We start from the raw sequence: 12,460 nt of genomic DNA, 5'->3' as shown, positions 1-12,460 counted from the left end.
GGAACAAAAATGCCCACACAAACTATTTATGATTTTAGCCTAACGATGCAATCTGGAGAAACCCTCAATTTAAATGACTATCGCGGTAAGCCTTTAGTAATCATAAATACAGCCTCACATTGTAAATTCACACCTCAATATGAAGCTATACAAGATTTATGGGTTATGTATCGCCATTGGGGATTAACAATTATTGGTATTCCATCTGGGGATTTTGGGAATCAAGAATTTAAAAGTAATGAAGATATTCAAAATTTTTGTAATAATAATTACAATATCAGCTTTCTTTTGGCCCAAAAAAGCCATGTAAAAGGCAATGATGCAATTCCTTTGTTCAAATGGTTATCAGAACAAGGCGGAATCCTTGCAAAACCTCGTTGGAATTTTTATAAATATGTTATTAATCGTCAAGGAAAACTTTATAAAAGCTTTTCCAGTATAACCAGCCCTGCTTCTAAACGATTTGTTAATGCAGTTGAACGGACTTGTTATGATTTCTAAAAGAGAATATGTAATCTTAACAGATTAACTATCCTCAAATGCATTCAATTTCGTTAAGGTAAGAATGTTAAAAAATATTTTAACTGTGGGCAGCTGGACAATGCTCAGCCGCCTACTTGGGCTGGTCAGAGACCAACTTTTGGCGGCTTTTTTAGGGGCTGGCTCTTTACAAGATGCATATCAGGTGGCTTTTCGCCTTCCCAATATGTTTCGCAACCTTTTTGGTGAAGGTGCTTTTAACGCAGCTTTTGTACCTTTATTCACCACGACATTAACGAAAAAAAATCAACAAGAAGCACAACGTTTCGCCAATGAAGCATTTAGTGTTCTTATAACTTTATTAGTTATTATTACAATTTTGGCTGAAATTTTTATGCCCGAAATTGTAAGAGTGATTGCACCTGGTTTTACCGTAGACAAAGCGCGTTATGATGAAGCGGTTGCCCTCAGTCGTATTACCTTTCCCTATATGGTATTAATTTGTGCAGCAGCATTGGTTGCCGGTGTTTTAAACAGTCTTCATCGTTTTGGTGTTGCAGCAGCGGCTTATGTCAGCTTTAACGTAGTAGGAATTGCAGCTCTTTTATGGTTAACCCCTTTTATGCCTAATGCTGCTTGGGCTGCAGCATGGGGCGTTACTTTATCAGGGTTTGTGCAATTAGGTATTTTGTTATTTGCAGCCCACAAAGCGGGAATGCGAATAAGGATATGTTTTCCAAAATTAACCAACGATATACGCCAATTATTTAGAAAAATGGCTCCTGGTATTGTTGGAAGCGGTATTACTCAAATTAATTTAACTATTAGTACAATTATTGCAACTTTACTGCCAGCAGGCAGTGTTTCCGTGATGTATTTTGCCGACCGTATCAATCAACTTCCACTCGGGGTCTTAGGTGCAGCAGCAGGAACAACCCTTTTACCCATCTTAACCAAAGCCCTTCATAACAAAGATCCCAATGCAGCGTTTGATGCACAAAATAAAGCCCTTGATTATTCTTTACTGTTGACCCTGCCAGCGGCTTTTGGATTATTCAGTATTGCAACTCCAATTATTTCGACTTTATTTGGGCATGGCGCCTTCACAGTTAAAGATGTTTATTATTCTGCGCAATCTTTACAAATGTATTCGATCGGATTACCTGCTTTTGTGTTAATCAAAGTCCTTTCACCTGGATTTTTCGCCAGAGGAGATACCACAACTCCGGTTAAAATCGGAATATTTACAATTTTTCTTAACCTTATTCTTAATCTGATTTTTATGAAGCCTCTTGCCCATATGGGTCCACCCCTTGCTAATAGTTTAGCAGCTATAACCAATGTCATTATACTGGCTGTTGTGCTCTATAAAAGAGATGCTTTGTCCGTACCTTTTTCATTGTTGAAACGAATCGCTGCTATGACAGTGGCCTCACTTTTAATGTGTGTGGTTTTAATGAGCGTAATGCATCTATGTTTCGTTGAAATTCCAGAACAAAATATTTTATATCGCTTATTTTCTGTGATTTTATTGACCTCTTTAGGAGGGTTATTGTACGGTATTATTTTACATATTTTCGGAGTTATTAACTTTTTGCAATTTTTTGCAAAAGTTACAAAGAGAATATTAAAAAAATAATACAAAGCAATTTTATCTTGAAAATTGTTGATCATTCACTGCTGAACTAGACGAGTTAAAATGACAATTCCATCCTCTGAAGGTGCCACACCTGTAATGGCACAATGGTTTTCATTAAAAGATTGGTATCCTGATGCGTTACTTTTTTTTCGTATGGGAGATTTTTTTGAATTATTCTTTAGTGATGCAGAAGCCGCAGCAAATGCTTTAGACATCGCTCTTACCTCACGTGGCACCCATGGAGGAAACCCAATTCCCATGTGTGGAGTTCCTGTTGGTACTGCATCCAATTATCTTTCCAGATTAATTAAAAAAGGATTTAAAGTCGCTGTTGCAGAACAAACAGAAACTCCTGCAGATCGCCCTAAAGGACAAAAAGGACCATTATCGCGAGCTGTTGTTCGCCTGATCACTCCTGGTACATTAACAGAAGATGAATTATTACATGCTGGACAAGCCAATTATATTGCATCTATTATCCCTCATCTCAAAAATAAAGGGTCTACAATTGGTGTAGCATGGGTTGATATTTCTACTGGTTTTTTTGAAACAACTTTTATTGATCACTCTAAATTAAATGATTTACTGGGGCGAATTAACCCTTCAGAAATTTTATGTTGCAAAGATATTATACTAAATGATTATGATAATCGTCGCACCCTTATTCGAGACCATCATTCTTTAAAAACAGCAGAAAAAGAATTATCAGAGCTTTTCAATGTGAATACATTTGATGCGTTGGGTAATTTTAGTGATGAGGAGATTATCGCTAGCTTTGAATTAGTTCATTATATTCAAAAAACCCAAGCTGGTAAAATCCCTCAATTAGCCCGCCCACAATCCCAACAATATGAAACCATTTTGGCTATTGATCCCGCCACACGTAACAGTCTTGATATTTTACAAAATAGTAACGGCAGTCAAAAATTTACTCTTTTTTCCAGCGTATCTTATACCGTAACGGCCTCTGGTGCTCGTATGTTGGCCAATTGGTTATCAGCCCCTTTGACACAAATTAAATATATTAAACAACGACAAGAAGGCTGGATATATTTACACCAAAACGCAGCTCTTTTAGATGAGCTACGCAAAATATTAAAAGGAGCACCTGATATTGCACGTGCCCTGAGTAGATTATCTTTGGGCAGAGGTCAACCCAGAGATTTAGCTTCTATTCGTAATGGTCTAGAAATTAGCCGTAATATAGCGCATATTTTTAAAAAATATGAAAAAGAAACAGGACGTTATTGTTCAATCATTCAAAATACTTCTGGCTATCTGTTATATGGTGAAGAACTACTCATTAAATTACGCACAGCATTAAATGAAAATCCTCCTTTAAAAGTTGAAGAGGGTTTTATAATCAAAGAAGGCTATAATGATGAATTAGATGCTTATCGACGTTTAAAGGATAATAGCCGTCAAGTTATTATCAGTTTGCAAGAAGAGTATAAAACTAAATTTAATATCAACACATTAAAGATTAAGCACCATAATCAACTTGGGCACATTATCGAAGTTAGTAATGCTGCAGGCAGCAAACTTAGAGAGCATCCAGACTTAATATTACGACAAGGCACCGCCAATCTTTCACGTTTTACCACCGTCCAATTAAACGAACTAAGTGAAAAAATCCTTGAAGCAAATTCCCTGGCTGCGGACAAAGAATGGCAACTATTTTCGGAATTAATAGAGGAAACTCTAAAAGAAAAAAAGCTGCCTTTACTGGCAAAATCGATTGCCATGATAGATGTTTTACAATCTTGTGCCACTTTATATTTATCCTATCATTGGTGTGTTCCAACACTTAGTGATGATACTGTCTTTAAACTAACCAACTGTAGGCATCCCATTGTTGAAGCTGCTTTGCGACACAAAGCTAATTTTACTCCCAACTCTTGTGATTTATCTCAAAAAACAAAAATTATGTTGCTTACTGGTCCTAATATGGCTGGGAAATCTACTTTCCTTAGGCAAGTGGCTTTATGCGTAATCTTAGCCCAAGCAGGTCTGCCTGTTCCCGCAGAAGAGGCTGAAATTGGTATTGTTGATCATTTATTCTCTCGGGTTGGAGCCTCTGATGATCTGGCTCATGGACGTTCAACATTTATGGTTGAAATGACCGAAGCTGCTGCAATTTTAAACCAAGCTGGGCCAAGATCTTTGGTCGTTATCGATGAAATCGGCCGTGGCACATCAACACTGGACGGTATGGCCATTGCGTGGGCTATGCTAGAAACATTACATAATATTATTCAATGTAGAACTATTTTTGCTACTCATTTTCATGAATTAGTTCAATCAACCAAGCACTTAAAATCATGCAAGCCTTTTACAATGAAGGTTCAAGAATGGAAAAATAGTATTATTTTTCAATATGAAGTCATTCCTGGAGCTGCCGAGCATAGTTGGGGTATTCATGTTGCTCAACTAGCGGGTGTTCCTTTACCCACTTTAAAACGTGCAGGGCAGATTTTACAAAATTTAGAAAAACAATATCTAAATCCTCAAATTACTCTTCCTTTGCCTACACCTTGTATTGAAGAAAAAAACAAGCAAGAAACGTTACCAAAAAAATATGAAAAAATTGTTGATTTGATCAAAACAATTGATCCAGACGAATTAACCCCAAAAAAATCGTTAAATATTCTTTATGAACTGAAAAATCTTATTGATAAATAATTATATCCCCTTAAATTAATATATAATACTGGTTTTTTATTAATTTTGCTAACAGGTCAAATAATTGAAGCATCCTACAGCTGACTTTCCTTCTAATCCTACTCTCGCCACACAAACATTACGAGAACAAACTCGTATAGCGTTTCGTGACAACTCTAATCTATCAAGAGATGAGTTGCTTCAAATTTTTCGCCGCCATTTAGGACGCGTACAAACACAAGTTCGTACTGAATTTGAAATTAACAGACTCTCTGGATTGCAAGCAAGCAAACAACTGACTGCATATATAGATGGGTTAATGAGTGTCCTTTTTGATCTGTTTTATAATAAATTATTAAACTCTGATGATCCAAATAATTATATTGCACTTGTTGCCACAGGTGGATATGGCAGAAACTGCTTGGCCCCATTTAGTGATTTAGACCTACTATTCATAACTCCAAAACAACCATCCAAAGAATTACAGGATACGATCGAACAACATCTGTATTTCTTATGGGATTTAGGATTGAAAATTGGCCACGCTATTCGCTCTATACCGCAATGTTTAACGGCAGCAAAAGAGGATGTTACAATCCTAACCGCATTATTAGATATCCGTTTGCTAAGTGGTTATCAAGGGCTTTATAACGATTTTATTCCTCAATTAAAAGAATTATGCAATGAAATTGGTGCCTCTCGTTTTATTTTGGAAAAAAGTAAAGAGCGTGAAAATCGTCATAAAAAATTTGGAGATACACCTTATTTTGTTGAGCCTAATATTAAAGAAGGCAAAGGTGGTCTAAGAGACTTACAAACCATATACTGGGAATATCATTTTACTTTGGGATTTGATCAATTTGCTGATTTCTCATCTCCTAAAATTCGTGAACTTAACCTCCTAACTGAACAAGAAATTCATCGTTTACAACGAGCACATAATTTTCTATGGACGGTAAGATTTCAACTTCATTATATTTCTGGTAGAGCAGAAGATCGTTTAACGTTTGATATGCAACCAGTTGTCGGTGGGCGTATTGGTTATACGAAACATGGTCAACAAGTAGGTGTCGAGCGTTTTATGCGTCACTACTTCCTTACTGCCAGAGAAGTCATGCGTTTAACTTATGTGATCGAATCTGCATTAACACTTTATACTCAGAAAACAACACTTAACAAGTTTGAATCTGGCAAATTTATTCCTCATACAGGATGCACGTTATTAGAAGGAAAAATCCTTCCAACAGCACATATTTCTTTTGAAAAAAATCCTATTGAAATGATGTGCTTATTAAAGCTTGCACAAACACAAAAACGCGCTATTCATCCCTTGGCCGTTCATCAACTTATTCGTTGGGAGCGCAAAGCAGCATCTTTACGTGGGAATGCCGAAGCTTCAGAGATTTTTCTTGATCTTTTATGTGATACCCCTATACATTTATCACCCAAAGCACGTTATCGTTTATTAAATAACAAAGATAATCAGGAAGAAAGAACAACCTATATTCTGCCTCCACCTGAAGAACAATTTAATATGCACTGGTTGCATATTTTGAATGAGACTGGAATCCTGGGCCAGTTTATGCCCGAATGGCGACGTATGGTAGGGCAAATGCAATTTGATACTTATCATATCTTTACTGTGGATCAACATAGTATAGAGGCCGTAAGATTACTTGCATTACTAGAAGCTGGATATCACCAAGACGATTTACAATTTGCTCATAAATTATTACAAGGTATTCAATCCAAAAGAGCTTTGTATATGGCGACCTTATTGCATGATATGGGTAAAGGCCGAGGTGGTGACCATTCAGAAGTAGGTTCTGAAATGGCGCTAACCATTTGTTCAAGGTTAAACATGTCTGCTGAAGAAACAGATACGGTTTCTTGGCTTATTCTGCACCATTTATTACTCAGTCATACTGCTTTTCAACGTGATATTGATGATCCCAAAACCATTTTGGATCTAGTCGATACCATACAATCCCCTGAACGTTTAAGATTATTGTTCTTATTAACTGTATCAGATATGCGTGCAGTTAATAAAAAAGTATGGAATGCTTGGAAAGCAACCTTGTTAACCGAGCTTTACAATCGTGTTGCTGAAGTATTAGAAGGTAGCCTTGCTACTCAAGAGCGTGACACACGCGTTTATCGCGTTAAAAATCATTTAGAAAAACAATTTGCTATTCAAAATTTACCAAATTCTGCGGTCGAATTTTTTATGAACTTGGGATATGCAAGCTATTGGCTGTCTTTTGATGAAGACACACATATCCGCCATGCGCATCTCATTACCCAAGCACACAAAGAAGAATCACCTTTAACCATCCGTTCTTATCCTTTACCAGATCGTGGAGTGACAGAGGTTACAGTTTATGCAGTAGATCACCCTGGGTTATTTTCTAAAATAGCTGGAGCGTTAGCTGTCGCTGGGGCATCAATTGTTGATGCACGTATTCATACCCTGACCAATGGGATGGTGTTAGATACTTTTTGGGTACAAGATGCAGCGCAAGATGTGTTTGATGATCCCCATCGTTTAGAACGTATCATAGAATTAATCTCTGATGCTTTGGCAGAAAAAATTGATATTGAACAACGTTTAAATGATTGTAATCGTCATATGCTATATGGCCGTCGCATGCGTGCCATTCATGTACCTCCACGCGTTGTTATTGATAATCAGGCCTCTAATGGTTTCACTGTAATTGAGGTTAACGGCAGAGACCGTCTTGGGCTTTTATATGATGTTACTAAGACTATTAAGGAACAAAAACTACAAATCAGCTCTGCACATATTACAACTTATGGCATTCGTGCTGTTGACGTATTTTATGTCAAAGATGTTTTTGGCCTTAAAGTTCTGGATAAAAAAAGATTATCTATCATCCGTGAAGCGATCTTGAAAGTACTAGAAGAGGTTGAAGAAAATATTACTGGTATTCAACCCAACAGCACAGCCTCTATTGTGCAAATGGAAGTGGTGCCTCCAAAGGAAGAAAAAAATTAATTTTTTGCAGTTGATTGCATTTTGATTAAATCAGTTTTGACCTCTTGTATCAAAGATTTCCAGGCTTGATCAGGAGGCAAAGACTGAGCTTGTTGGTAAATTTTAAGGCTTGGATACCAAAGACTATATCCATATTGGTCTTGATGCGCTGGATACCAGCGCCAATCTCCTCCAAATCGGTTTAATAACCATACTGGTTTACCAAGCGTCCCTGCTAGGTGGGCTATAACCGTATCCACACTGATGACAAGATCAAGCTCTTGTAGAAAGCAAGCGGTTTTATATAAATCTCCACTGGGTATCATCCCAGCAAAGCCTTTGAGGAGATCTGATTTTTGAAGCCCTGTTTGCAATGCATAAAAATCAATCCTAGGCACACTAAATAGTGGAAAAAGCTCAGATACAGCAAGGGAACGTAGTTGATCAAAACGATAATCTTTATTCCCAAACCAACATAAGCCCACTTTCAAATGATCTGAGCTAACTAATGGAACCGTTTCTTGGAATAATGAGTTATCAAGGGAGTGTGAAGGAACAGTGTTTATATCTAATAAATAAGGCAAACTCATCAGCATGACTTGATGTGTTATTCCTTGGGGTAAACCCTGCCCCATTTCGATGACTTGCCATGAATTACCCTCATTATATGACCTCATTATCTCTTGCAACAACCTTACCAGGTTTTTAGGGGCTTCTATTATAATCAAATATTTTTGTAATAAAGCCCCTAAAAACCTGGAAAATTGAATCGTATCTCCTAAACCTTGCTCAACACGAACCAATAAAAGATCGACTTTTTCTTTACCATTCCAAACTGGAATAGCTTCCTTTTCTTTGAAATGATGTAACAAGCGATGACGCACCTCCATTTGCTGCCACCCTTTTTGAAATTGCCCTTTGGCAAGCAATATGGTTGATAGGTTATTTTTTATCTTATCTTTATCATTCTGAATTAATGCTAAATTTTGTGCTTGTTCCAATAAATAATGATCAAGTTTTTCGGCCTTGTCTAATTCCCTAAGCTCATAATAAAGAGTTCCCAGATTTAGTCCTATTCGTGCATCATGTGGAGAGTGTTGATATGCATTTTCAAGTAATATTTTAGCATCAGCTAATGCTCCAAGCCCCATTTGCACCAAACCAAGATTAACTTGCGTTTCTATAATTTCTGGAGCCTGTTTCAATGCCTCAGCCAAATAAGCCTTTGCTTCCCTCAGCTTGTTCAACTGGAATAAAATAGCCCCCAGATTTGCATAAGCTGAGGCTATTTTAGGGTTTAATCGTATGATTTTTCTAAACACACGTTCCGCATCACCCAATTGGCCAAGCTGATATAAAACCAAGCCCAATTCGTGTAAAAATTCGATCTTTCCTGGATTATTAGTGACTGCATCCTTGGCAATATTTAAAGCTTGATCAAATGCTTTACCTTGCCAGTAAAAACGCACCAGTTCTTTCCAAAATATCAAAGAATCAGGTGCTAACTCTATCGCTTTACGAAAGGATAATTCTGCCTGTGCCTTATCCTCAAGTGCGTCTTGGACAATTGCCAATCCATGATAGGCTCTGGGATCATATGACTCTGATAAAATCGCATTTTTAAAAGCTGTTTGAGCTTCGACAAGATGCCCTTCTTCATATAAAGCCCAACCCAGTGTAATATAATAATATGATTGAGGTTCAATTTCTATAGCACGACCCGCAAATCCAATCGCCAATGCAATCTCTCCTGCTGCGCGAGCAACACATGCTCTGCCATGCAATGCCTCAGGAAAATCTGGTGTTTCTTGTAAAATATCACAGAAAATTTTATCAGCTTCTTTGAACAGCCCTTGAGATAGTAAAGACAGTCCTGTTTTAATTTTTTGTTCATTTACCATAAAATTCACTCAATTTTTAGTTATACAAGGCAATACATCATATCAATACTATACAAAAGCTTTGCACAAATACAAAATAATGAATGTGTAAAAAAAACTCGCCTAAATATCAGCTTTTATCTTGGATATTCCCTATCATCTTTTGTAAAATTACCTTATAAATGAAATCTATATTTTATATCAGGAATAGAAATCGGTTATGGTCATTTTAAAATCTTTTACCCGTTCTGCATCTCTGGCCTTGGCATTAAGCCTGTTACCTCCATCTTTGGCTTATTCAAAACAAAAACTAGATCAACCTGCTCTATTGTCTTCTGATGCCTTAAAAGAAGTCGCAACAATTAATAAATATTTGCCCGATTATATCGTTGTAGATGATAATAAGCGTATGATCGCCCAATTCCCCCGATTTACAGACGAGCAAGGCATTTCTATGGCTGTGGTCAAATCTGATAATACACTTGTTCCTTATCCCAATCAGCAATGGAATACCATTAATACACAAGATCCCAGCAATAATTTTATTGGACTTGCTGGGATGACTTTGACCCCAGATGGTAATCTATGGGTATTAGATAGTGGCATTTCAAAAATTGGTGAGACCACTAATAAAAAAGCGGCTAAAATCGTAAAAATTGATACTAAAACAGATCAAGTCGTCAAAACATACCCTATTCCTGAGAATGTTATCCTTGATAAAAGTGCTTTGAATGGTATTGCTGTATATCAGAACCATATTTATCTTGCTGATCGAGGCACGCCTGCAATTATTATCTATGATCTTAATACGGGCAAAGCAAGACGTTTGCTTGAAAATTCGCCTTCTTTATATTCAAGACAAGCTGTTATTGTCAATAATAAAATGATAAAGCCGAATTCTGATAAAACGTCACAATTTAACGTTAACCAAATTGCCGTTTCTCCTGATGGCCGACGTTTATATTACCAAGCTGTCAGTGGACCTTTATACCGTATTGATACCATGTATCTCAAAGATGCAACCTACTCCCCAGCCGAACTGAACGAAGCAATGATGATTTGGTTTAAAACACCTTCATCAGGGGGGATTGTTTGTGGGCCAGATGGAACTATATACATTGATGATATTGCAACCAACAGTATTTATCGATTTACCACAGGGCGTATTTTAAACAAGTTAATCACGGATGAACGTTTAAAATGGCCTGCCCATCCTTATGTGGATAAGAATAACCAGCTTTATATCCCAACGATACAACTTGATCAAACACAAATTTTGAATAAACAAGACCATTCAACGATTGAATGGCCTTTAAAAATATACAGTTTAACCCCACCTCCTTTACAAAATAAATAAATTCCTCAATTGATTATTTTTTACTAGGTATACAATGCGTTACGTTTCTACCAGAGGGCAAGCCCCCGTTTTAAATTTCTCTGACACCCTTCTTGCAGGTCTTGCCCAAGATGGTGGATTATATATTCCTGAAACTTGGCCTCAAATCTCTGCGGATGATTTGCGCAACATGAGGGGATTAAGCTATCCAGAACTAGCTGCAAAGATCGTTCATCTTTTTACAGGAAATGAAATTCCCGAAGCTGTTTTACTTGATATTTGTAAAAAATCTTACGCAGGATTTAATCATCAAGCCATTGTTCCTTTGGTACAGCTAGACCATAATCTTTTTGTCCAAGAATTATTTCATGGGCCAACGCTTGCCTTTAAAGATATGGCGATGCAGTTATTGGGTCATTTATTTGACTATGTCCTCAGTCAAAAAAATAAGAAAATAACCATTGTTGGAGCGACTTCTGGAGACACGGGCTCTGCTGCAATTGAAGCATTTAAAGGCAGCAAATACCTCAGCGTTACAATATTGCATCCGTATAACAGAACCTCAGAAGTGCAACGTCGTCAAATGACGACCGTAATGGAACCTAATATTAATAATATTGCCGTTGAAGGTTCTTTTGACGATTGCCAAGACTTGGTCAAAGCAATGTTTGCAGATGCGCCTTTTCGAGATGAAATGCATCTCTCTGCTGTAAATTCTATTAACTGGGGGCGTATTGCAGCCCAAGTTCCCTATTATATTTATGCAGCTTTGTTACTGGGGGCTCCTGATAGAGAAGTTTCCTTTACCGTTCCAACAGGCAATTTTGGGAATATCTTGGCGGCTTGGACTGCACGTAAAATGGGACTGCCCATTAACCTTCTGTGCGTGGGTTCTAACCATAATGATATTCTTACACGCTTTTTACTTAATAATGATATGAGTATCCAAGGCGTTCGCCCAAGCCTATCTCCCTCTATGGATATTCAAATTTCTTCTAATTTTGAACGTTTATTATTTGAATTACTTGATCGAAATACTGATCAATGCCGCCAAATTATGCAAGATTTCCGTAAAAATAACAAAATGGATATTCCTGCCAGCATTTGGAACAAAGCCTCTGAAAACTTCAAAGGTATGGCACTAAGCGATCAAGAAACCAAAGAAGTTATTCAGCAATATTACAAAAAGTCAGCTTATTTGGCAGATCCTCATACTGCTATTGGGATTGCAACAGCACAAAAATATCGTAACCCTGAAATTCCAATGGTTACTGTTGCGACAGCTCATCCTGCTAAATTCCCCGATGCCATTAAACAAGCAACAGGCATAACACCTGCGTTGCCATTGGCTTTGGCTGATTTATATGAACGCAAAGAACGCTATGAAGTTCTACCTGCAGACCTTAAAAAAATCGAAGATTCAGTTCGCGCCGTTGCGCATAAAAACAATATTTAATTTCACTCTAGGA

General features: G+C 37.2%; 7 protein-coding genes. 6 read left to right on the top strand and 1 reads right to left on the bottom strand.

Annotated features, from left to right (window positions below; translation table 11 throughout):
- Window positions 1–9: 9 nt before the first annotated feature.
- The 4 genes from QMN76_RS00475 (at window position 10) to QMN76_RS00460 (ending at window position 7,796) form a co-directional block, all read left to right on the top strand.
- On the top strand, window positions 10–501 hold the full coding sequence (locus QMN76_RS00475; RefSeq protein WP_034337639.1) for a glutathione peroxidase: 492 nt from the start codon (window positions 10–12) through the stop codon (window positions 499–501).
- Between the two features lie 64 nt (window positions 502–565).
- Window positions 566–2,119 carry a murein biosynthesis integral membrane protein MurJ gene (gene murJ / locus QMN76_RS00470; RefSeq protein ID WP_282023223.1) on the top strand — a complete coding sequence of 518 codons (1,554 nt, stop codon included), beginning with the start codon at window positions 566–568 and terminating at the stop codon, window positions 2,117–2,119.
- 60 nt (window positions 2,120–2,179) lie between these two features.
- Window positions 2,180–4,801 carry a DNA mismatch repair protein MutS gene (gene mutS / locus QMN76_RS00465; RefSeq protein WP_282023224.1) on the top strand — a complete coding sequence of 874 codons (2,622 nt, stop codon included), beginning with the start codon at window positions 2,180–2,182 and terminating at the stop codon, window positions 4,799–4,801.
- Window positions 4,802–4,865: 64 nt separating this feature from the next.
- Window positions 4,866–7,796 carry a [protein-PII] uridylyltransferase gene (locus QMN76_RS00460; RefSeq protein ID WP_034337645.1) on the top strand — a complete coding sequence of 977 codons (2,931 nt, stop codon included), beginning with the start codon at window positions 4,866–4,868 and terminating at the stop codon, window positions 7,794–7,796.
- Here the strand turns inward: QMN76_RS00460 and QMN76_RS00455 are convergent.
- Entirely contained in the window at window positions 7,793–9,676 is a 1,884-nt protein-coding gene (locus QMN76_RS00455; protein ID WP_282023225.1) for a tetratricopeptide repeat protein, read from the bottom strand. The two genes, QMN76_RS00460 and QMN76_RS00455, sit on opposite strands and share 4 nt — an antisense overlap.
- Window positions 9,677–9,875: 199 nt before the next feature.
- On the opposite strand from QMN76_RS00455, the gene QMN76_RS00450 reads away from it, so the two are divergent.
- Window positions 9,876–11,012: an L-dopachrome tautomerase-related protein gene (locus QMN76_RS00450; protein WP_282023226.1), complete on the top strand. Its 1,137-nt coding sequence runs from the start codon at window positions 9,876–9,878 to the stop codon at window positions 11,010–11,012.
- A gap of 34 nt (window positions 11,013–11,046) precedes the next feature.
- Window positions 11,047–12,447 carry a threonine synthase gene (gene thrC, locus QMN76_RS00445; protein ID WP_282023228.1) on the top strand — a complete coding sequence of 467 codons (1,401 nt, stop codon included), beginning with the start codon at window positions 11,047–11,049 and terminating at the stop codon, window positions 12,445–12,447.
- Window positions 12,448–12,460: the final 13 nt, after the last annotated feature.

Source organism: Commensalibacter papalotli (ex Botero et al. 2024), assembly GCF_947179115.1.
In the GTDB taxonomy this organism is placed as follows: Bacteria; Pseudomonadota; Alphaproteobacteria; order Acetobacterales; family Acetobacteraceae; genus Commensalibacter; species Commensalibacter papalotli.
Note: the sequence above shows the minus strand (reverse complement) of the source record. Positions and strands in the feature narration are given on the sequence as shown.

Excerpts from the sequence above, each read along its gene's own strand:
- QMN76_RS00475 (WP_034337639.1), top strand. The coding sequence starts at position 10 with ATGCCCACACAAACTATTTATGATTTTAGCCTAACGATGCAATCTGGA.
- murJ (WP_282023223.1), top strand. The coding sequence starts at position 566 with ATGTTAAAAAATATTTTAACTGTGGGCAGCTGGACAATGCTCAGCCGC.
- mutS (WP_282023224.1), top strand. The coding sequence starts at position 2,180 with ATGACAATTCCATCCTCTGAAGGTGCCACACCTGTAATGGCACAATGG.
- QMN76_RS00455 (WP_282023225.1), bottom strand. The coding sequence starts at position 9,676 with ATGGTAAATGAACAAAAAATTAAAACAGGACTGTCTTTACTATCTCAA.
- QMN76_RS00450 (WP_282023226.1), top strand. The coding sequence starts at position 9,876 with ATGGTCATTTTAAAATCTTTTACCCGTTCTGCATCTCTGGCCTTGGCA.
- thrC (WP_282023228.1), top strand. The coding sequence starts at position 11,047 with ATGCGTTACGTTTCTACCAGAGGGCAAGCCCCCGTTTTAAATTTCTCT.